The 20,564-nt window shown below is 71.3% G+C and carries 17 protein-coding genes; 5 read left to right on the top strand and 12 right to left on the bottom strand.

The window, feature by feature from the left end; all coding sequences use genetic code 11:
* Positions 1-2: 2 nt before the first annotated feature.
* Genes J2Y46_RS10025 through J2Y46_RS10010 form a run of 4 tightly spaced genes read right to left on the bottom strand, consistent with a single transcriptional unit; the run spans position 3 to position 2,998 of the window.
* The gene (locus tag J2Y46_RS10025) at positions 3-614 is read right to left on the bottom strand and encodes a GNAT family N-acetyltransferase (protein WP_045297460.1); all 612 of its coding nucleotides are present in this window, start codon (positions 612-614) and stop codon (positions 3-5) included.
* Between the two features lie 35 nt (positions 615-649).
* Positions 650-1,342 (bottom strand): uracil-DNA glycosylase, encoded by a 693-nt coding sequence (locus J2Y46_RS10020; protein WP_310242042.1) that lies wholly within the window; start codon positions 1,340-1,342, stop codon positions 650-652.
* 1 nt (position 1,343) lies between these two features.
* Positions 1,344-2,213: a metal-dependent hydrolase gene (locus tag J2Y46_RS10015; protein WP_310242040.1), complete on the bottom strand. Its 870-nt coding sequence runs from the start codon at positions 2,211-2,213 to the stop codon at positions 1,344-1,346.
* Entirely contained in the window at positions 2,210-2,998 is a 789-nt protein-coding gene (locus J2Y46_RS10010; protein ID WP_045297455.1) for an SDR family oxidoreductase, read from the bottom strand. Before J2Y46_RS10010 ends, J2Y46_RS10015 begins: the two co-directional genes overlap by 4 nt.
* A 169-nt stretch (positions 2,999-3,167) precedes the next feature.
* On the opposite strand from J2Y46_RS10010, the gene J2Y46_RS10005 reads away from it, so the two are divergent.
* Together J2Y46_RS10005 and J2Y46_RS10000 are read left to right on the top strand one after the other, a co-directional pair.
* Entirely contained in the window at positions 3,168-4,490 is a 1,323-nt protein-coding gene (locus J2Y46_RS10005) for a bifunctional o-acetylhomoserine/o-acetylserine sulfhydrylase (RefSeq protein ID WP_045297454.1), read from the top strand.
* A gap of 178 nt (positions 4,491-4,668) precedes the next feature.
* Positions 4,669-5,874 carry a homoserine O-acetyltransferase gene (locus J2Y46_RS10000; RefSeq protein WP_045297452.1) on the top strand — a complete coding sequence of 402 codons (1,206 nt, stop codon included), beginning with the start codon at positions 4,669-4,671 and terminating at the stop codon, positions 5,872-5,874.
* A 13-nt stretch (positions 5,875-5,887) separates the two neighbouring features.
* Here the strand turns inward: J2Y46_RS10000 and J2Y46_RS09995 are convergent, their stop codons facing one another.
* From J2Y46_RS09995 to J2Y46_RS09975, 5 genes are all read right to left on the bottom strand, one after another.
* A complete protein-coding gene (locus J2Y46_RS09995; RefSeq protein WP_052676696.1) occupies positions 5,888-6,646 on the bottom strand; it encodes an NUDIX domain-containing protein in 759 nt (252 codons plus the stop codon).
* A gap of 40 nt (positions 6,647-6,686) precedes the next feature.
* Positions 6,687-7,904 (bottom strand): MFS transporter, encoded by a 1,218-nt coding sequence (locus J2Y46_RS09990; RefSeq protein WP_310242037.1) that lies wholly within the window; start codon positions 7,902-7,904, stop codon positions 6,687-6,689.
* Positions 7,905-7,994: 90 nt separating this feature from the next.
* Positions 7,995-8,321, bottom strand: coding sequence for a thiamine-binding protein (locus J2Y46_RS09985; protein WP_310242035.1), 327 nt, complete (start codon positions 8,319-8,321; stop codon positions 7,995-7,997).
* 40 nt (positions 8,322-8,361) lie between these two features.
* Entirely contained in the window at positions 8,362-9,573 is a 1,212-nt protein-coding gene (locus tag J2Y46_RS09980; RefSeq protein WP_310242033.1) for a glycosyltransferase 87 family protein, read from the bottom strand.
* Positions 9,574-9,711: 138 nt separating this feature from the next.
* Positions 9,712-10,578, bottom strand: coding sequence for an ADP/ATP-dependent (S)-NAD(P)H-hydrate dehydratase (locus J2Y46_RS09975; RefSeq protein ID WP_310242032.1), 867 nt, complete (start codon positions 10,576-10,578; stop codon positions 9,712-9,714).
* Positions 10,579-10,619: 41 nt separating this feature from the next.
* On the opposite strand from J2Y46_RS09975, the gene J2Y46_RS09970 reads away from it, so the two are divergent.
* Positions 10,620-11,684: an NADH:flavin oxidoreductase/NADH oxidase gene (locus tag J2Y46_RS09970; protein WP_310242030.1), complete on the top strand. Its 1,065-nt coding sequence runs from the start codon at positions 10,620-10,622 to the stop codon at positions 11,682-11,684.
* A 60-nt stretch (positions 11,685-11,744) separates the two neighbouring features.
* Here J2Y46_RS09970 and J2Y46_RS09965 read toward each other — a convergent pair whose 3' ends face one another.
* Positions 11,745-12,803, bottom strand: coding sequence for a hemolysin family protein (locus tag J2Y46_RS09965; protein WP_045297445.1), 1,059 nt, complete (start codon positions 12,801-12,803; stop codon positions 11,745-11,747).
* Positions 12,800-14,128, bottom strand: coding sequence for a hemolysin family protein (locus J2Y46_RS09960; RefSeq protein WP_045297443.1), 1,329 nt, complete (start codon positions 14,126-14,128; stop codon positions 12,800-12,802). Before J2Y46_RS09960 ends, J2Y46_RS09965 begins: the two co-directional genes overlap by 4 nt.
* A gap of 135 nt (positions 14,129-14,263) precedes the next feature.
* Here J2Y46_RS09960 and J2Y46_RS09955 point away from each other — a divergent pair, with 135 nt between their 5' ends.
* Positions 14,264-15,139 (top strand): LLM class flavin-dependent oxidoreductase, encoded by an 876-nt coding sequence (locus J2Y46_RS09955; RefSeq protein ID WP_310242026.1) that lies wholly within the window; start codon positions 14,264-14,266, stop codon positions 15,137-15,139.
* Positions 15,140-15,189: 50 nt separating this feature from the next.
* Here the strand turns inward: J2Y46_RS09955 and J2Y46_RS09950 are convergent, their stop codons facing one another.
* The gene (locus J2Y46_RS09950; RefSeq protein ID WP_045297440.1) at positions 15,190-16,647 is read right to left on the bottom strand and encodes a GuaB1 family IMP dehydrogenase-related protein; all 1,458 of its coding nucleotides are present in this window, start codon (positions 16,645-16,647) and stop codon (positions 15,190-15,192) included.
* A 177-nt stretch (positions 16,648-16,824) separates the two neighbouring features.
* Between J2Y46_RS09950 and J2Y46_RS09945 the strand changes: the two genes are divergently transcribed.
* Complete coding sequence (locus J2Y46_RS09945) at positions 16,825-20,559, top strand: multifunctional oxoglutarate decarboxylase/oxoglutarate dehydrogenase thiamine pyrophosphate-binding subunit/dihydrolipoyllysine-residue succinyltransferase subunit (RefSeq protein WP_310242023.1); 3,735 nt, start codon at positions 16,825-16,827, stop codon at positions 20,557-20,559.
* Positions 20,560-20,564 lie beyond the last annotated feature (5 nt).

Here is a 20,564-nt window from a genome sequence, read left to right as displayed (position 1 = left end):
GCTCAGCGCGTGAAGAGGCCCTTCTTCTTCACGGGTTTGAGAGCCTTCTGCATGTAGATCGTGCCGAGCCACCGGCCGAACTTGAAGCCGACGCGGCCCATGCGGCCGACCTCGACGAAGCCCATCTTCTCGTGCAGGGCGACCGACCCCTCGGCGCCCTTGTCGCTGATCACCGCGACCATCTGCCGGATCCCGGCCGCCTCGCACGCCTCGATGAGGGCTTCGAGCAGCGCGCGCCCGAGCCCCTTGCCCGTGGCGGCCTGGCCGAGGTAGATCGAGTTCTCGACCGAGAACCGGTACGCGGACTTGCTCGACATCGGCTGGACGAGCGCGTACCCGAGGATCTGACCCGACGGCGACTCGGCGACGAGGAACGGGAGGCCCTGCTTCGCGAGGCCGGCGCGCTTCTTGCGCCACTGCGCCACCGACCACACATCCTCGTCGAAGGTGACGACCGAGTTGGTGACGTAGTAGTTGTAGATCTCGCGGATGTCGGGGATGTCGCGGTCCTCGACGGGCCGGATCGTGAATGTGAAGGGCCGCTCGGGCTCGGGCTGCCGTTGCAGATGGCGCGGCAGCTTGCGGCGGTCCTTCTCGTATTCCTCTTCGAGCATGGCTTCTCCTGGATGTCTGCGGTCGGCCGGCGACTCTACGCGGGCAGCCGCCAGTCGACGGGGTCGGCGCCCTGTCGGGCGAGCAGCTCATTGGCGCGCGAGAACGGTCGTGAGCCGAAGAACCCCCGGCTCGCCGACAGTGGCGACGGGTGCGGCGATTCGATGATCGGCGTGGTGCCCAGGAGCGGTCTCAGGTTCGCGGCATCCCGGCCCCACAGGATCGCCACGAGCGGCCGGTCGCGCGCGACGAGCGTGCGGATGGCATGCTCGGTCACCTTCTCCCATCCCCAGCCGCGATGGGATGCCGGCGCCCCTGGTGCGACCGTGAGCACGCGGTTCAGCAGCATGACCCCCTGGTCGCTCCACGCCGACAGGTCGCCGTGCGGGGCGCGCGCAATGCCGAGGTCGGACTCCAGCTCCTGGTAGATGTTCCCGAGGCTGCGTGGCAGCGGCCGCACGTGCGCGTCGACCGCGAACGAGAGCCCGATCGGATGCCCCGGCGTGGGGTACGGGTCCTGCCCGACGATGAGCACCTTGACGTCGGGAAGCGGCCGCTGGAACGCCCGCAGCACGCGGTCGCCGGCCGGCAGATAGTGGCGTCCGGCGGCGACCTCGGCGCGAAGCCGCTCGCCGAGCGCGGCGATGTCCACAGCGACAGGTGCGAGCGCCGCCGACCACTCCGGGTCGATGAGTCCGGCGTCGGCGAGTTCGGGCAGGGTCATCGCCATCTCAGACGCGCTCCGCCGTGGTGGTCATGACGAGCTCGAGGCCGCCCTCGACCGTCGCGGACGTGAACGCCACGGTCGCCGCCGACAGTTCGCGGAGGGACGCGACGTGCGTGCCGCCGCACGGGATCCTCGCCTCGGCGCCCGGCAGCCCGCACACCCACGTGCGGCGGTCCGCGAGCGTGTCGCCATCGCGCTCGATGCGCACCGCGCCGCCCGCCGCGATCCACTCCGCGAGCTGCGCGTCGACCTGGGCCGCCAGTGCGTCGAGGTCGGCCAGCGCATCGGGATCGAAGCCCTTGCGCCGGAGCGACTTGCCGATGCGGTACACGTCGCGCGAGCCGTCGGGCAGGATCCGCGACTCCTGGATCGCGAGCGCGTCGAACGCCGGGGCGCCGAGAGCATCGGTCGGCGCGTCCTTGCGCCACGCGCCGGCGAGTGCCGCGTCGAGGGCCAGGGAGGCCAGGTGGCAGGCGGTGTGCCCTGCCGAGAGCGCGGCGCGGTAGGCGGCGTCCACCGTCACGATCACCGCGTCGCCCGCCGCGACCGCGGCGCCGTCGTCGACGAGGTGCGCGACGACGAACGTCCAGCCCTCGGTGCCGGTGCGCACGGGAACGTCGGGGCCGAGCAGCAAGGTGTCGCCCTGCGTCGCGCCGACGACGGCGTCGACCACGACGATCTCGGTGCCGCCCACGCCCAGTGTGCCGCGGTCGGCGGGCTGGTCTGGCCACGCGGTGTCGACGGGATGGAACGCAGTCTCGTCGAGGACGACGGCCGTTCGCCCGTCGCCGGCGTCGGCGACGTGGACGACCGTGCCGCGGGAGGAGGTGGCGCCGGCCGGATAGGTGACGACGGTGCCGTCGGCGGGGGTCACAGTTCCTCCGCGCCGCGCGGGCGCAGCGGGCCGCGCGCGAGGAGGAACTGCGCCGACTGCGCGACCGGGCGCATGGTGATGAGGTCGAGGTTGACGTGACCGGGCGCATTGAGCGCGTAGGCGATGACGTCGGCCACGTCGTGGGCGGTCAGCGGGTTCTCGACGCCGTCGTACACCCGCTCGGCCGCCGCGCTGTCGCCGCCGAGGCGGTTGAGGGTGAACTCCGGCGTGTGCACCATGCCCGGAGCGACCTCGATCACGCGAATCGGCTCGCCGTTCAGTTCGAGCCGCAGCGCATGCGCGATCATCGCCTCACCGGCTTTGGCGGCGTTGTAGCCGGCGCCGCCGGCGTAGGCGGTCTGCGCGGCGGTGGAGGTGAGGAAGAGCGTGTCGGCGTGACCGTCGGATGCCGCGGCCCGGCGCAGCTGAGGCAGCAGCGCCGCGACCAGCCGCTGTGCCGACAGCACGTTGACGTCGAACATCCACTGCCAGTCCTCGACGCGGCCGGCCTCGACGCGGTCGGTGCCGCGTGCGCCGCCGGCCACGTGGACGAGGGCGTGCACCGGGCCGGAGTCCGCCAGGAACGCGGCGAGCGCCTCGACGTCGGCGTCGGTCGTGAGGTCCGCCGCGAACGCGACGGCGCCCGTCTCGGCCTCCAGGGCGGCGAGCCGATCGGCGCGTCGCGCGACGCCGACCACGTCCCATCCGGTCTCGCGCAGCGCACGCACCGCCGCTTCGCCGATCCCCGAGCTCGCCCCGGTCACCACTGCACGTCTGTTCGCCATGACCACAACGCTACCCACGTCGCGCCCGGCGGCACTCCCCGACCGGGATTCCGGGGCCCGATCGCGTTACGTCACATTTCCCCCACGTTGTTGACAACCCCGGGTTCTCCGTACTCTCGAACCCGGCTGGGGGGCACGCTCCCGGCATCCGATCCCGCAGGAGCAGGCCATGTCCGCACCCGAGAACTGGCGTTTCGAGACCAAGCAGATCCACTCGGGGGCCCAGCCCGACCCGGTGACCAAGGCTCGCGCCACGCCGATCTACCAGACCACGTCGTACGTCTTCGACAATGCGGACCACGCCGCCAACCTCTTCGCGCTCGCCGAGTTCGGCAACATCTACACGCGCATCCAGAACCCCACGCAGGCCGTCGTCGAGGAGCGCCTCGCCGCGCTCGAGGGGGGCACCGGCGCCCTGCTGCTCGCGAGCGGCCAGGCCGCCGCGACCTTCGCGGTGCTCAACATCGCCGAGGCGGGCGACCACATCGTGTCGTCGAGCTCGATCTACGGCGGCACCTACAACCTCTTCAAGTACACGCTCGCGAAGCTCGGCATCGAGGTCACGTTCGTCGAGAACCAGGACGACCTCGAGGAGTGGCGCCGCGCGGTCCGCCCGAACACGAAGCTGTTCTTCGCCGAGACCATCGGCAACCCGAAGATCAACGTGCTCGACATCCGCGGCGTCGCCGATGTCGCCCACGAGAACGGCGTGCCGCTCATCGTCGACAACACGATCGCGACCCCGTACCTCATCAAGCCGTTCGAGCACGGCGCCGACATCATCGTCCACTCGGCGACGAAGTTCCTGGGCGGCCACGGCACCACCATCGGCGGCGTGATCGTCGACGGCGGCACGTTCGAGTGGTCCAAGAACGTCGACAAGTTCCCCGGCCTCACCGTCCCGGACCCCTCGTACCACGGCGCCTCCTACACGGCAGCGGTCGGCGACGGCCTCGCCTACATCATCAAGGCGCGCGTGCAGCTGCTGCGCGACCTCGGTTCGGCCATCTCGCCGAACAGCGCGTGGCTGCTGATCCAGGGCATCGAGACGCTCTCGCTGCGCGTCGAGCGCCACGTGCAGAACGCGCAGGAGATCGCCGAGTGGCTCGAGAACCACTCCGACGTCGCCTCGGTCAACTACTCGGGCCTGCCCACGTCGCCGTGGTACGCCGCCGCCAACGCCTACGCCCCGAAGGGCGTCGGCGCGGTGCTGTCGTTCGAGCTGAAGGGCGGCGTCGAGGCCGGCCGCGAGTTCGTCAACTCGCTGACGCTCTTCAGCCACCTCGCCAACATCGGCGACGTGCGCTCGCTCGTGATCCACCCCGCGTCGACCACGCACTCGCAGCTCACGCCCGAGCAGCAGCTCACGACCGGGGTCACGCCGGGCCTCGTGCGCCTCTCGGTGGGCCTCGAGAACATCGACGACCTCAAGGCCGACCTCGAGCAGGCGCTCGCGGCGGCCCGCCGGGTGTCGGAGGCCGCTCGCGCCTGATCCCCCTCCTCGGGACACGGATGCCTCGTCCCGGCGCACCGCGCCGGGACGAGGCATCCTTCATTCCTGGTCGGTGTCGGGCTCGTCCGCCACGAAGTCGGCCGCCAGCTCCCCACCCGTGCCACCCGCCCGGTGTAACAGACCGCACCACCACGCATGCTCAGGCGAGAATGGACGAATGGACTGGCAGACCTCCGAAGACACGGTGCCGAGCGCGCCCGTGACGGAGGCCGACGCGCGCCTGCTGCTGGGCCGCCCTCCGGCGACCGGTGCGTGGCGCGACGGCGATCCCGTGGGCGCCCGTCACTTCGCGGCGTTCGGGGCGTTCCGCACCGAGGGCGGCCGCGAGCTGCCCGCCTATCGCCTCGCCTACGAGACGTGGGGCGAGCTCAACGCCGCGCGCGACAACGCCGTGCTCGTCCTGCACGCGCTCACCGGCGACAGCCACGTGCGCGGGCCGGCAGGCGCGGGGCACCCGACGTCGGGCTGGTGGGACGACATCGTCGGCCCCGGCGCGCCCATCGACACCGATCGCTGGTTCGTCGTCGCCCCGAACATGCTGGGCGGCTGCCAGGGGTCGACGGGTCCGGCATCCATCGGCCCCGACGGCTACGAGTGGGCGTCGCGCTTCCCGTACCTGACGATCCGCGACCAGGTCGCGGCCCAGGTGCGCCTGGCCGACGCCCTCGGCATCGACGTATGGGCCGCCGTCGTCGGTGGATCGATGGGCGGCATGCACGCCCTCGAATGGTCCATCCTGCTCCCCGATCGCGTCGAGCGGGTCGGCATCCTCTCGTCGCCGCCGGTGAACACGGCCGACCAGGTCGCGCTCAATTCGGTGCAGCTCGAGGCGATCCGCATCGACCCGAGGTACCAGGGCGGCGAGTACTACGACGCGGGCGACGGCGACGGACCGAACCGCGGGCTCGCGCTCGCCCGGCGGATGGCGCTGCTCAACTACCGCTCCCCCACGGAGCTCAACCAGCGCTTCCAGCGCACGTGGCAGTCCGGCGTGAGCCCGCTCGGGCACGGCGGGCGCTTCGCCGTCGAGTCCTACCTGGACTTCCACGGCAACAAGTTCACGCGCCGCTTCGACGCGAACTCGTACATCACGCTGGTCGAGGCGATGAACTCGCACGACGTCGGCCGCGACCGGGGCGGCGTCGAGGACGCCCTCGCCCTCATCACCGCCAAGGCTCTCGTGCTCGGCATCGACAGCGACCGGCTCTTCCCCATCGACGGCCAGCACCGCATCGCGCGCGGGATCCGCAACACGCTCGACGGCGATCGCGCCGTCGTGCTGTCGAGCGACTTCGGCCACGACGGGTTCCTCATCGAGACGAACGCCGTCGGCTCGCACCTGCGGCGGCTGCTCGAGGCCTGAACCCCCGGAGGTCTCAGTCCGTGCGCTCGTAGCGCCACGGGAGGGCGCCGATCTCGAGACGATGACGGGACCCGGATGCTGCGCCCTCGGCGTCGGCCTCCCACTCATCGTCTCCCTGCCACATGAGGACGGGGCCATCGCCGCCGCGGCGGGCGACCGTCTCGAAGCGCTCGACGCCGCCGAGGCGCGCGGCTCCGACCGCGGAATCCAGATCCGCGTGCTCGGCCAGGCCGTGCAGGGTCACCCACGTCGGCGGATAAAGCGTGAACCCGCCGCGCCCGTGCCGCGCGAGCGCGTCGGCGGGGCGCAGCCACTCGGCGGCGACGGCCTCGTCGGCCGACAGGGCGAGTGCGCCTGCTGCGGCCGGCGCCACGAAGAACCACGTGCGGATGCGCAGCGCGAGACCGGGCGGCGGGTCCCAGCACGACAGCGTCACGAGAGCGTCGGCGTCCAGCGCGAGTCCGGTCTCCTCGTGCGTCTCGCGCACGCCGGCGCGGCGGGCGACGACCTCCTCGGGTTCGCCGTCGGCGGAGCGGTCGGCGTCTTCGAGCTTGCCGCCGGGAAACACCCACGCACCGGCGAACGACCCGCGGTCCGGCCGTTCGATCATCAGCACCTCGAGCCCGTCGCCGGCGTCGCGCAGCAGCACGACCGTCGCGGCGACGGGGATCGCCGGGTCGGTAGCGTCCTCGGGGCGGCGCGTCCGGGCGCCGCCGATCGAGTCGCTCAGCGCCCGTAGGGCACGGTCGGCGGACGGCGTCGGTTCCGGCATCCGCACACTCTATCCATCGCGGCGGCCCGCGGCGCGGGGCTCAGACCGCGACGGGCGCCCGGCGCCGCTCGAGCACGAGGCTCGCCGACGCGAGCACGAGCCCGGCGAGGGCCAGGCCCACACCCACCCACGCGGGTGCGCCGAAGCCCCATCCGGCCGCGATGACGACGCCGCCGAGGAAGGCGCCCAGGCTGTTGCCGATGTTGAGGGCCGAGTGGTTCAGCGCCGCGGCGATCGACTGGTTGTCCTCGGCGACATCCATCAGCCGCGTCTGGATGGTGGGGCTGAGCGCGGACGCCACGAACCCCACCGCGAACACGAAGAACGCGAGCGCCCAGATCCAGGTCGCAGTCAGCGCGAGCAGAGCGAGCACCGCGGCGAGCCCCACGAGACCCCCGATGAGCGTCCGCTTGAGGTCGACGTCGGCGAGGTGGCCGCCGACGAGGTTGCCGACGGTCATGCCGAGCCCGATGAGCACGAGGACGATCGGCACGACCCACTCCGGCGAGCCCGCGACTTCGGTCACGAGTGGCGCGACGTAGCTGTACACCGCGAAGAACCCGCCGAAGCCGATCGCGCCGACGCCGAGCGCCAGCCAGACCTGACCGATGCGGAACACCTTGAGCTCCGCCCGCAGCGTGCGCGAGGGATCCCCCGGATGCTCCGGCACGAAGAACGCGATGAGCACCGTGGCGGTCGCGAAGATGGCTGCGACGACCATGAACGCCGCCCGCCAGCCCAGCTGCTGGCCGAGGTAGGTGCCCAGCGGCACACCGACGACGTTCGCGACAGTGAGGCCGGTCAGCACGAACGCGACGCCCTTCGCCCGCTTGCCCGGCCCGAGGACGTCGGCGGCGACGAGCGCACCGATGCCGAAATAGGCGCCGTGCGGAAGCCCCGAAAGGAACCGGGATGCGGCGACCCACTCGAACGTCGGCGCCAGGAACGTGAGCGCGTTGAAGACCGTGAGGGCGAGCGCGAGCCCGATCATCACGCGGTGGCGCGGATACTTCGCGACCGCGCCGGCGATCGTCGGAGCACCGACGACCACACCGAGGGCATACAGCGAGATGAGCCAGCCGGCCTGATAGATCGCATCCTCCTGGCGGAGCTGCCAGAGCGACGGAAGGAGGTCGGAGCCGATGTTCGGCAGCAGGCCCATGACGACGAACTCGGTCATGCCGATGCCGAAGCTGCCGACGGCGAGGGAAAGGAGCGCCCACGTCGCCGCCCCCCTCGTCAGATTCGAGGAGGTCACGCGGTCATGCTAGCGGCGGTCGCAGCATCCTGTCGAATCGATTCGGGGGCGTCGACGCGGAGCGTCATGAACGCACCGGGACCCGGAGCCTCACTCGGCGGCGGCGTCGCCGTCCTGGCGGTCGATCGCGGCCTCGAGGCGCTCGATCTTGCCGTCGAGCTCGCCCGAGTAGCCGGGGCGGATGTCGGCCTTGAGTACGAGCGAGACACGGGAGCCGTATGGTGCGACGGCGTCGGTCGCGCGCTTGACGACGTCGAAGACCTCGTCCCACTCCCCCTCGATCTCGGTGAACATCGAGGTCGTCCGGTGCGGCAGGCCGCTGTCGCGCACGACCCGCACGGCGGCGGCCACGGCGTCGTGCACCGAGCCGTCGGCGCGGCCGGTCCCGCTGGGGGCGACAGAGAAGGCGACGAGCATGGGAACCTCCGGTTCTCGAGGGGGACGAGCAGGGCCAGCACTACTCTGGCACGCGCAGCCGCACCGGCTGGCGCACCGGGAGCCGCACCAGGCGCACCACGACCCACGCGAACAGCGCGACGAGCATGGCGTTGCGCAGGACGACGAGCCAGACGGCGGCGGGCCACAGCACGAGAAGCCAGTCGTAGGCGAACGGGAAGAGCCACTGGGTGAGGGCGAGGATCACCACCGTGAGCGCTGCGGGGCGCAGCCACCGGCGCCGATTTATCGCGAGACCCACGACCATCGGTGCGATCAGCCACGTCATGTACTGCGGCGACCCCACCTTGTTGAGGACGATGAAGCCGAGCACCAGCGCGAATGCCAGTGGCGGGAAGAGCGCGACGAAGGACGCACCCCGCCAGGCCTTGACGGCGCCGATCACCGCGATGGCGAGCATCCCGAGCATGAGGACCGGGGTCATCAGCATGATGACGGTGTCGACCGACGGGCCGGTGATCTGGAACGTGATCAGGTCGGGGTCGTAGAAGATCCGCGCACCGGGGACATCCGCCAGAGCGAGCAGCAGATACACGCTGCTCACCGGCGCTTCGATCTGCAGGCCCCGCGAGGTCTGATCGCCCACGAAGCCGAGCAGGTGCGCGCCGCCGCCGGCGAGCAGGACGACCGCCACGACCACCGCTGAGACGGCGGCAGCGCCGCCGACGACCGCGAGCCGGCGACGCACCGCGATCACCGCCGCGGCGAGCAGTGCCGCCGGCCACACCTTGATCCACGTGGCCACGGCGAGGAGCACGGAGCCCAGCCACGGTCGGCCGACGAGAAACAGCGAACCGGCGACCGCGATCGGCACCGTCACGCCGTCGAGCCGGAACATGCCCACGCCGCCGAGCGCGAGGATCGCCGCCAGCCAGAACCACGCCGCGATCATGCGGCCGCGCGAGCGCCCGTTGCCGACGAGCACTGCGAAGGCCGCGGCATCGAGCGCCGTCACGAGCAATCCCCAGCCCAGGGTGTAGTCCACGACACCGCGCAGCGCCCCGACGAGAAGGATCGGCAGGTGCGCCAGCGGCGGATAGATCCAGTCCTCGGTGATGCCCGGCACGACATCGCCGCCGAGCGTGAGCCCGGCCCACCAGCGGTACAGCTGATCGACGTCCCACGAGGCGGCGTGGTCGCCGGCGAAGCCGAGCCAGATGACGACCGCATGGACGAGGACGAACGCGATCCACACCCACATCCGCCGCAACACCCCTTCATCCTAGGGAGCGCCCGCGGAACGTCCTGGACGCGCACAGAATCGGAAATGATGCCCGCCACGCCGGAAACGGATGCCGCGACACGGCGCTTCGCGCGCGACCTCCGATTCTGTGCCCGCAGTGGGGCTGGTTCAGGAGTGCGCGAGAGCCTCGGCGACGGCGCGAGGCAGGGCGTCCGCGACATCCAGAGCTGTGATCGGCCCGTCGCCGAACGGCGGGGAGCTCGACGCCCGCGCGATGCTCGCGCTCTGCGCGGCGATCGCGCCCGCCCGCCCGTGCAGCCACGCGCCGGAGGCGGCGAGGGAGGCGAGGGTCGCGGCATCCGCGCGTCCTTCTTGCGCCATCGCCCCGGCGACGAGGGCTCCGATGACACCGGCGAGCACATCACCCGTCCCCGCGGTGGCGAGCCAGGGCGTGCCGGACTCGACCGTCGCGACCCATCCGTCTGGCGCCACCACCACGGTGACGCCGCCTTTGAGCAGGACGACGGCGCCGGTGGCCTCGGCGGTCTCGCGGGCGGCGGCGACGCGGTCGGCCGGCGTGTGCCCGAGGCCGAGCGCCGCACGCAGGCGCGCGTGCTCGCGGTCGTGCGGTGTGAGGATGCGGGGGGCCGTGGCCTCGGCGGCGAGGTCCAGCGCCCCGGCGTCGACCACGACCGGGTCGGTGTCGGACAGCAGCGCGCGCAGCGCGGCGGTGTCGGACGGCGTGCGGGCCGAGGCATCCGTTCCCGACCCGATCACCCACGCCTGCACGCGCCCGTCGGCGGTCACCGTCTCGGGCCGGCGTGCGAGCACCAGGTCGGCGGGACGCTCGGGTCCGAGGTAGCGCACCATGCCGAGGCCGGTGCGCCACGCCGCCTCCACACCGAGGACCGCCGCCCCCGGATAGGCGTCGGAGCCCGTCCGCATGCCGAGCACGCCTCGGGAATACTTGTCGTCGTCGGCGGTTGGCCTCCGCAGGGCGCGAGCGGCATCGGCGCGCGTCCACGTCCTCACCATGCGGCCACAGTACCGCGCACCCGATCCGATCCGGAGACCCGATGAGCCGCCTCTTCACCCCTCTCACCCTGCGCGACGTCACCGTGCGCAACCGCCTCTGGGTCTCGCCGATGTGCCAGTACAGCGCGGTCGACGGGGTGCCGCAGGAGTGGCACCACACGCATCTCGCGCAGTTCGCGTCGGGCGGCGCGGGGCTGGTCATGGCGGAGGCGACGGCCGTGTCGCCCGAGGGCCGGATCTCGCCCGAGGACACCGGGCTGTGGAACGACGCGCAGCAGGGCGCGTGGGCGCCGATCGTCGCGGCGATCCGCAGCCGCGGAGCCGTCGCGGGCGTGCAGCTCGCCCACGCGGGCCGCAAGGCCTCCACCTGGTCGCCGTTCTCCGGCCGCCGCGGCTCGGTGGCCGCAGCGGATGGCGGATGGGCCACCGTCGCCCCGTCGGCGATCGCATTCGACGGCTACGCCGAGCCCGTCGCCCTCGACCGCGCGGGCATCGACCGCATCGTGGCCGACTTCGCGGCGGCCGCGCGCCGCGCCGTCGGGGCCGGCTTCCAGGTGCTCGAGCTGCACGGCGCCCACGGGTACCTGCTGCACCAGTTCCTGTCGCCGCTGTCGAACCTGCGCGACGACGAGTACGGCGGTTCGCTCGAGAATCGGGCGCGCCTGCTGCTGCGCGTGCTGGACGCGGTGACGAATGCCGCCCCCGGCGTTGGGGTCATCGTGCGGTTCTCCGCCACCGACTGGGCCGACGGCGGCTGGAACCCCGACGAGACCGCGACTGTCGCTCGCTGGGCGGCGGAGCGCGGAGCGGACTTCTTCGACATCTCCAGCGGCGGACTCGTCGCCCACCAGAAGCTCACGACGGGGCCGGGGTACCAGGTGGAGCTCGCGGCGCGCGTGCGGCGCGAGGCGGGCGTTCCGGTGAACGCGGTCGGCATGATCGACGACGCCGCCCACGCCGAGCGCGTGCTCGCCGAAGACCTCGCCGACGCGGTCATGGCCGGCCGCGAGTGGCTGCGCGACCCTCACTACGGCCTGCGCGCCGCAACCGAGCTGGGCGTCGACATCGACTACTGGCCGGCGCAGTACCTCCGCGCCCGCCTCTGACACGAGAAGCGATGAGCGGATGCCGCGGCCCCGGGCCGCGGCATCCGCTCATCTCGTTCGTCAGAAGCCGCGACGGCGCGTGGCGTCCTGCACCTCGCCGATGAGCTCCTCGATGATGTCCTCGAGGAACAGCACCGCGGTGATCTGACCGGACTCGTCGCGCACCTGTGCGAGGTGGCGGCCGGCACGCCGCATCACGGCCAGCGCGTCCTCCAGGTCCGTCGACTCGAGCACCGGCACCATGTGGTGGATGCGCTTCGTCGCGATCGGGAGGGCCACGTCGGTCGCGGCATCCGGCCCCTCGGCCGCCCGGAGGATGTCCTTCAGGTGCACATAGCCGACCGGCACGCCCGCCTGATCGACGATCACGTAGCGCGAGAAGCCGTGCTTTGCGACGGCGCGTTCGATCTCGTCGGGCGTCGTGACCACCGGGAGCGTCACCAGCTGCGAGAGCGGCACCGCGACGTCGGCCGCCTTCTTGTCGGTGAACTCGACGGCCGCGGCGACCGTGCCCGATGCGTCGTCGAGCACGCCCTCGATGCGGGACTGGTTGACGATCGTCGCCACCTCTTCGAGGGTGAAGGTCGAGGCGGCCTCGTCCTTCGGCTCCACGCGGAAGAGTCGCACGATGTGGTTCGCGGTCCAGTTGAGGCTCACGATCACCGGGTGGAAGATCTTCGACACCCACACCAGGGGCGTCGCCAGCATCAGCACCGCACGGTCGGGCACCGAGAACGCGAGGTTCTTCGGCACCATCTCGCCGAACACCACGTGCAGGTACGACACGACGATCAGCGCGACGGCGAAGGCGACGCCGTCGACGACGGCCTCCGACCAGCCGGTGAGCCCCAGCGGCTCGGCCAGCAGGTGGTGGATGGCGGGCTCGGAGACGTTCAGGATCAGCAGCGAGCAGATCGTGATTCCGAGCTGGCTCGTCGCCAGCATGAGCGTCGCGTGCTCCATCGCGTACAGCGCGGTCTTGGCCGCGCGTGAGCCCTTCTCGGCCAGAGGCTCGATCTGGGAGCGGCGTGCGGAGATGACGGCGAACTCGGCGCCGACGAAGAAGGCGTTGGCGATGAGGAGCACCACCAGCCAGGCGATTCCTGCCCAGTCGCTCATCGGCGATCACCTCCCTCGTTCGCGTCTTCGTGGGGCATCGGCGTGGGTGTGAACCTCACGCGGTCGACGCGGCGGCCCTCCATGCGCTGCACCTCGATGGCGCCGTCCTCGATCTCGACGCTGTCGCCGACGACGGGGATGCGCTCGAGCACGCTCATGATGTACCCGCCGACGGTGTCGTAGACATCGCCCTCGGGGATGCGGATGCCGGTGCGGTCGCGCACCTCGTCGGGCCGCAGCTCGCCGGGGAAGATGACCGTGTCCTGCACTCGGACGATGCCCGCGCGGCGGCGGTCGTGCTCGTCGAGCACCTCGCCGACGATCTCCTCGACGAGGTCCTCGAGGGTGACGACGCCGGCCGTGCCGCCGTACTCGTCGACGACGACGGCCATCTGATACCCGCGTGCACGCAGCTCTGCGACCAGCACGTCGAGGTGGACCGCCTCGGGGAAGCGCAGCGGTTCGGTCGCGAGCGCGGCGGCGGGCACGTCGGCCCGGCGCTCACGGGGAACGCCGACCGCGGCCTTCAGGTGAACGATGCCGGTGATGTCGTCCATGTCCTCGCCGTAGACGGGGAACCGGCTGTGGCCGGTGCGCCGGGCGAGCTGGATGACGTCCTCCGCGGAGTCGTCGGCCGCGAGGGCGTGGATGCTCGGGCGCGGCGTCATGACGTCGGCCGCCGAGAGCCGCGCGAAGGTGAGGCTGCGGTCCAGCAGCGACGCGGTGTCCTCCTCGAGCACACCGGCGCTCGCCGAGCGGCGGACGAGGCTCGAGAGCTCCTCCGCAGTCCGGGCACCGGAGAGCTCCTCCTTCGGCTCGATGCCGACCGAGCGCAGCACGCCGTTGGCGCTGCCGTTGAGCACGACGATCGCGGGACGGAACACCGTCGTGAACGCCACCTGGAACGGCATGACGAGCTTGGCGGTCTGACGTGGGACCGCGAGTGCGAAGTTCTTGGGCACGAGCTCGCCGATGATCATCGAGAAGACGGTCGCGATCGAGACGCCGATGATGGCGGCGAGGGGTCGGGACACCCCGCTCGGGATGCCCCACGCGTCGAAGACCGGCGCGAGCAGGTTCGAGATCGCCGGCTCCATCGTGTAACCGGTGAGCAGGGTGGTCAGGGTGATGCCGAGCTGCGCGCTCGAGAGGTGGGTCGAGGTGATGCGCAGCGCGCTGATCGTCAGCGAGAGCCGGGTTTCACCGGCAGCCTCGCGGGCCTCGAGGTCCGCTCGGTCGAGGTTCACGAGCGCGAACTCGCTGGCGACGAACAGGCCGGTGCCGATTGTGAGAAGAAGCCCCACGCCCAACATGACGTAATCCATCACGCATCACCCCCATTCATCGGGGTGGCGGGTCGGTGGGGCGATTGTCTGCAACTAGGAGGGTCGTCCATCGTGCCGACAAGTCTACGGCAGGCATCCCCGCACGATCCTGGGCTCAGGTGCCAGCATGGCGCTATGACACTGGACAGGATCAGCCTCGTGATCCCCCCGGTCGGACCGTGGCGCGACCAGCAGCGGTGGTACCGGTGGGCCGAGCAGGTCGGCTACGACGTCGTCTACACCTACGACCACCTCACGCACGCGACGGCGCCGGGGCTGTGGCTGAGCGAGGCGTTCACCACGCTCACGGCGGCGGCGGCCGTCACCGAGCGCATCCGCCTCGGCACGCTCGTGGCATCGGCCGTCTTCCGTACGCCGGTCACCCTCGCGCGCGTCGCGATGACCGTGCAGGACGTCTCTGGCGGCCGGCTCGTCCTCGGGCTCGGCATGGGTGCGCCGACGTGCGCGCTGGCCGACCACGGCACCCGCGAGAGCCCTGCCGAGATGTCGGCTCGCTTCGCAGACGTGGTGCGAGGCTACCGGGCGGTGCTCGGCGGGACGACCGAGTGGGAGGGTCGCACGACGTCGTTCCGCGGTCTGGAGACCCTGCCGGCACCCGGGGGCGTCGCCCGCCCGGAGCTCCTGCTCGCCGCCCACGGACCCCGCGCGCTCGCGCTCGCCGCCGCGTACGCGGACACCTGGAACTCGTACGGCGGCCCCGGATCGACGCAGCTCGAGGCCGAGGAGTACTGGGCGCTGCTGGCCCAGCAGGCGCGGGGATTCGACGAGGCGTGCCGGGCCGCTGACCGCGACCCGGCGGCGGTGCGCCGCTCGCTGCTGCTGGGGTTCGGCCGCGTGCGCCCCACGACGAGCGTCGACGAGTACCTCACCGCCGCCGAGCGCGCCGCGGCACTCGGGTTCACCGAGCTCGTCGTGTACGCGCCGGAGTCACCGGCGGGAATGGACTCCGACCCGGCCGTGCACGAGCGCGCGCTCGCCCGCCTGCGCTGACGGAGCCTTCGGCATCACGGATGCCGCGGGCCGCAGCATCCGCAACATCCTCACCAGCTGACCGGCAGCGCCTTGCCCTCTTCGTACCCGGCCGCCGACTGCAGCCCGACCCGCGCGCGGTCGTGGAACTCGGCGACCGTCGAGGCGCCCGCGTAGGTGAAGGAGGACCGCACGCCCGACGTGATCATGTCGAGCAGGTCCTCGAGGCCGGGGCGGAGCGGGTCGAGGTAGATCTTCGACGACGAGATGCCCTCGGCGAAGAGCTCCTTGCGGGCGAGCTCGTACGGATCGAGACGCCCGAACCGCTCGTGCACGGCCTTCGTCGAGGCCATGCCCCACGACTCCTTGTAGGCCCGGCCGGCGTCGTCGACCTGCAGCTCGCCGGGCGCCTCGATGGTCCCCGCGAACCACGAGCCGATCATGACGGATGCCGCACCCGCCGCCAGCGCGAGCGCGACGTCGCGCGGATAGCGCACTCCGCCGTCGGCCCACACGTGCGCACCCATGATGCGGGCGGCCTCGGCGGTCTCGAGGACGGCGGAGAACTGCGGACGGCCGACGGCGGTCATCATGCGCGTCGTGCACATGGCGCCGGGGCCGACGCCGACCTTGAGGATCGTGGCACCGGCGGTGACGAGATCGTGCACCCCCTCGGCGCTCACGATGTTGCCCGCGGCGATCGGGATCCCGAGGTCGAGGTCGGCGACGGCCCGGAGGGCCCGGAGCATGCCCTCCTGGTGGCCGTGGGCGGTGTCGACGACGAGCACGTCCACGCCCGCCCCCGCGAGCGCCTTCGCCTTCGAGGCGACGTCGCCGTTGATGCCGACGGCCGCGGCGACGATGAGCCGGCCCGACGCGTCGACGGCGGGGCGGTACAGCGTCGAGCGCAGCGCGCTGCGGCGCGAGAGGGTGCCGACGAGGTGCCCGTGGTGCAGCACGCACACGGTCTCGGCTTCGGCGGCGACGAGCACGTCGAACGCGTGGCGCGCGCTTTCGATGTCATCGGCATCGACGGATGCGGCGCGCCCGCGCGCGAGGTCGCCCAGGCGCGCGTCGGGAAGGGCCGTGCCCAGCCGGGTCGCCGGGACGATGCCGAGGATGTCGTCCGCGTCGACGTGACCGGACGAGGCGTCCGCGACCACGATGCCGTGCCCCTCGGTGGCGGGGAGCAGTCGCGCCGCGTCGGCGACCGTCGCATCCGGTGGCAGCACGAGCGGGGTGTCCCACGCGGTGGGCTGCGCCTTGACCCAGCGGATCGCGGCGTCGAGCTCCTGCAGCGGCATGTCCTGAGGGAGGACGCCGAGCCCGCCGCGACGGGCTAGGGTGGCCGCGAGGCGCGCACCCGTGACGGAGTTCATGTTCGCCGAGACGAGCGGGAGGGTGGCCGTCGTGCCGTCTCCGGGCGCGAGGTCGACATCGAGGCGGCTCGTGATCGCCGAGCGCCGCGGAACGAGGAAGACGTCAGAGTAGGTCAGGTCGACGTCGGGTGTTTCGCCGTAGAACTCCATGACCGCCAAGGTTAGTGACAGTTCCTGTGCGGATAATCATGCGGGTTCTTTCAGGTTCGCAGCCGCCTGAGGCCGGAACTGCCTGCGCAGACTGGGCTAGGCTTAACCGTCGCGTGTGCGGGCGATCGAGCCCCGCGCGCATCCCAGAACTTCACCGATGAAAGCAGGCGATTCAGCGTGTCGAGCCAGGTGACGGGCGTCGGGGTTTCGAACGAGGGAGAGTTCGGAGCCAACGAGTGGCTCGTCGAGGAGCTGTACGAACAGTTCAAGATCGACCGGAACTCCGTCGACAAGGCGTGGTGGCCCGTTCTCGAGGCCTACCACCCCGCAGACGGAGCAGCACCCACCCAGGCCGCCCCCGCGGCGTCCGCGCCCCCGGCGGCCGCGGCCCCGGCGGCCGCGACTGCGGCGACGACCCAGCCGGCGGCCTCCGAGCCCCGTCCGGTGACGGCGCCGATCCCGGTGATCGGCTCGCAGCCGGTGGCGCGCACCACCGCGCGCCCCGCCGCCCCGCAGCCGATCCCGGCGCAGGCGCCGAAGGCACAGCCGTCGGCCGCCGACGGCGAGGCCGACGCCGACGTCGTCACGACGCTGCGCGGCATGCCGAAGACCCTCGCCGCCAACATGGACGAGTCGCTGACCGTCCCCACGGCGACCAGCGTGCGCACGGTGCCGGCGAAGCTGATGATCGACAACCGCATCGTCATCAACAACCACATGGCGCGCACCCGCGGCGGCAAGGTGAGCTTCACGCACCTCATCGGGTGGGCGATCATCCAGGCGCTCAAGGAGTTCCCGAGCCAGAACGTGTTCTACGCCGAGATCGACGGCAAGCCGTCGCTCGTGGCGCCGGCGCACATCAACCTCGGCATCGCGATCGACCTGCCGAAGCCCGACGGCACCCGGGCCCTGCTCGTGCCGAGCATCAAGCGCGCCGAGCAGCTCACGTTCAACGAGTACCTCACGACGTACGAAGACCTCGTCACCCGCGCGCGCAACAACAAGCTCACCGCGGCCGACTTCCAGGGCACGACGATCTCGCTGACCAACCCCGGCGGCATCGGCACCGTCCACTCGGTGCCGCGCCTCATGAAGGGCCAAGGCTGCATCGTCGGCGCCGGTGCCCTCGAGTACCCCGCCGAGTTCCAGGGCGCGAGCGAGAAGACGCTCAACGAGCTCGCGATCGGCAAGACGATCACGCTCACGAGCACGTACGACCACCGCGTCATCCAGGGTGCCGGGTCGGGCGAGTTCCTCAAGAAGGTGCACGAGCTGCTCATCGGCCAGCGCAGCTTCTACGACGACATCTTCGCGGCGCTGCGCATCCCGTACGCGCCCATCCACTGGGCGGCCGACATCAACGTCGACCTCGCCGAGCGCGTCGACAAGACCGCTCGCGTGCAGGAGCTCATCAACTCGTTCCGCGTCCGCGGTCACCTGATGGCCGACATCGACCCGCTCCAGTACGTGCAGCGCACGCACCCCGACCTCGAGATCGAACAGCACGGACTGACGTTCTGGGACCTCGACCGCGAGTTCGTCACCGGTGGTTTCGGCGGCAAGCGCCAGATGAAGCTCCGCGACATCCTCGGCGTGCTGCGCGACTCGTACTGCCGCACGATCGGCATCGAGTACATGCACATCCAGGACCCGACGCAGCGCGCGTGGTTCCAGGAGAACGTCGAGGTCAAGTACCAGAAGCCCGGCCACGACGAGCAGCTGCGCATCCTCGACAAGCTGAACCAGGCCGAGGCCTTCGAGACGTTCCTGCAGACCAAGTACGTCGGTCAGAAGCGCTTCAGCCTCGAGGGCGGCGAGTCGCTGATCCCCCTCCTCGACGAGATCCTGCAGGGTGCGGCCCAGGCGGGCCTCGACGGCGCCGCGATCGGCATGGCGCACCGCGGGCGCCTCAACGTGCTGACGAACATCGCCGGCAAGACGTACGGCCAGGTTTTCCGCGAGTTCGAGGGGTCCGTCGCGATCGGCTCGAAGAGCGGGTCGGGCGACGTCAAGTACCACCTGGGCACCGAAGGCACGTTCGTCGCCGACAACGAGTCCGAGCTGCCCGTCTACCTCGCCGCGAACCCGTCGCACCTCGAGACCGTCGACGGCGTGCTCGAGGGCATCGTCCGCGCGAAGCAGGACCGCAAGCCCATCGGCACGTTCACGTGGCTGCCGATCCTCGTCCACGGCGACGCGGCCTTCTCCGGCCAGGGCGTCGTGGTCGAGACCCTGCAGATGTCGCAGCTGCGCGGCTACCGCACCGGCGGCACGGTCCATGTGGTCGTCAACAACCAGGTGGGTTTCACCACGACGCCGACCGATGCGCGCACCTCGGTGTACGCGACCGACGTCGCCAAGACGATCCAGGCGCCGATCTTCCACGTGAACGGCGACGACCCCGAAGCCGTCACGCGCGTGGCGCAGCTGGCCTTCGCCTACCGCGAGCGCTTCCACCGCGATGTCGTGGTCGACATCGTCTGCTACCGCCGTCGCGGTCACAACGAGGGCGACGACCCGTCGATGACGCAGCCCCTCATGACGAACCTCATCGAGGCGAAGCGCTCCGTGCGCCGCCTCTACACCGAGGCTCTCGTCGGTCGCGGCGACATCACCGAGGAAGAGTACGAGAAGGCGAAGCAGGACTTCCAGAACCGTCTCGAGATCGCGTTCGCCGAGACGCACGCGGCCGAGACCGGCTCCTCGCCCATCCTCGTGCCCGACGCAGACATCCAGCCGGCCGCCGGCGAGCCGGCGACCACGGGCGTCTCGCGCGAGATGGTGAGCCTGATCGGCGACACGTTCGTGAACAAGCCCAACGGCTTCACGGTCCACGCCAAGCTGCAGCAGCTGCTCGACAAGCGGCTCGACATGAGCCGCAACGGCTCGATCGACTGGGGCTTCGGCGAACTGCTGGCCTTCGGCTCGCTGCTGCTCGAGAAGACCGATGTGCGCCTCGCGGGCCAGGACTCGCGTCGCGGCACCTTCGTGCAGCGCCACGCCGTCCTGCACGATCGCGCGAACGGCCAGGAGTGGATCCCGCTCACGAACCTCAGCGAGGACCAGGGCCGCTTCTACGTCTACGACTCGCTGCTGAGCGAGTACGCGGCCATGGCGTTCGAGTACGGCTACTCGGTCGAGCGCGCCGACTCGCTCGTGCTGTGGGAGGCCCAGTTCGGCGACTTCGCCAACGGCGCCCAGTCGGTCATCGACGAGTACATCTCGGCGGCCGACCAGAAGTGGGGCCAGCAGTCGAGCGTCGTGCTGCTGCTCCCCCACGGCTACGAGGGCCAGGGACCCGACCACTCGTCGGCACGCATCGAGCGGTACCTGCAGATGTGCGCGCAGGACAACATGACCGTCGCGCGCCCGTCGACCCCGGCGTCGTACTTCCACCTGCTGCGCCGCCAGGCGTACGCGCGTCCGCGCCGCCCGCTGATCGTCTTCACCCCGAAGGCGATGCTGCGCCTGCGCGGCGCGACGAGCCCGGTCGAGGACTTCCTCACCGGCCGGTTCGAGCCGGTGATCGACGACAACCGCGGCCTCGACAAGTCGGCCGTCAAGCGCGTGCTGCTGCACGCCGGCAAGATCCACTGGGATCTGCGCGCCGAGCTCGACAAGAACCCGAACCCCGAGATCGCGCTGGTGCGCCTGGAGCAGTACTACCCGGCCCCGATCGACGAGCTCAATGCGGTCATCGACTCGTACCCGAACGCCGAGCTGGTGTGGGTGCAGGACGAGCCCGAGAACCAGGGTGCGTGGCCCTTCATCGCCCTCGAGGTCGTGAAGAACCTCAATGGTCGCACCATCAGTCGCGTCTCGCGCGCGTCGGCGGCTTCGACCGCGACCGGTTCGCCGAAGGTGCACGCGGCCGAGCAGGCCGCGATCATGCAGCAGGCGCTCACGCTGTAGGCGGA

Source organism: Microbacterium sp. BE35 (genome assembly GCF_031457705.1).
GTDB classification, from domain to species: Bacteria; Actinomycetota; Actinomycetes; order Actinomycetales; family Microbacteriaceae; genus Microbacterium; species Microbacterium trichothecenolyticum.
The sequence above is the reverse complement of the archived record's forward strand: the minus strand, read 5'-3'. Positions and strand labels throughout refer to the sequence as shown.

What these genes read in the sequence shown, in the direction of transcription:
- J2Y46_RS10025 (WP_045297460.1), bottom strand. Translation starts at nt 614, where the DNA reads ATGCTCGAAGAGGAATACGAGAAGGACCGCCGCAAGCTGCCGCGCCAT.
- J2Y46_RS10020 (WP_310242042.1), bottom strand. Translation starts at nt 1,342, where the DNA reads ATGGCGATGACCCTGCCCGAACTCGCCGACGCCGGACTCATCGACCCG.
- J2Y46_RS10010 (WP_045297455.1), bottom strand. Translation starts at nt 2,998, where the DNA reads ATGGCGAACAGACGTGCAGTGGTGACCGGGGCGAGCTCGGGGATCGGC.
- J2Y46_RS10005 (WP_045297454.1), top strand. Translation starts at nt 3,168, where the DNA reads ATGTCCGCACCCGAGAACTGGCGTTTCGAGACCAAGCAGATCCACTCG.
- J2Y46_RS10000 (WP_045297452.1), top strand. Translation starts at nt 4,669, where the DNA reads ATGGACTGGCAGACCTCCGAAGACACGGTGCCGAGCGCGCCCGTGACG.
- J2Y46_RS09995 (WP_052676696.1), bottom strand. Translation starts at nt 6,646, where the DNA reads ATGCCGGAACCGACGCCGTCCGCCGACCGTGCCCTACGGGCGCTGAGC.
- J2Y46_RS09985 (WP_310242035.1), bottom strand. Translation starts at nt 8,321, where the DNA reads ATGCTCGTCGCCTTCTCTGTCGCCCCCAGCGGGACCGGCCGCGCCGAC.
- J2Y46_RS09975 (WP_310242032.1), bottom strand. Translation starts at nt 10,578, where the DNA reads ATGGTGAGGACGTGGACGCGCGCCGATGCCGCTCGCGCCCTGCGGAGG.
- J2Y46_RS09970 (WP_310242030.1), top strand. Translation starts at nt 10,620, where the DNA reads ATGAGCCGCCTCTTCACCCCTCTCACCCTGCGCGACGTCACCGTGCGC.
- J2Y46_RS09965 (WP_045297445.1), bottom strand. Translation starts at nt 12,803, where the DNA reads ATGAGCGACTGGGCAGGAATCGCCTGGCTGGTGGTGCTCCTCATCGCC.
- J2Y46_RS09960 (WP_045297443.1), bottom strand. Translation starts at nt 14,128, where the DNA reads ATGGATTACGTCATGTTGGGCGTGGGGCTTCTTCTCACAATCGGCACC.
- J2Y46_RS09955 (WP_310242026.1), top strand. Translation starts at nt 14,264, where the DNA reads ATGACACTGGACAGGATCAGCCTCGTGATCCCCCCGGTCGGACCGTGG.
- J2Y46_RS09950 (WP_045297440.1), bottom strand. Translation starts at nt 16,647, where the DNA reads ATGGAGTTCTACGGCGAAACACCCGACGTCGACCTGACCTACTCTGAC.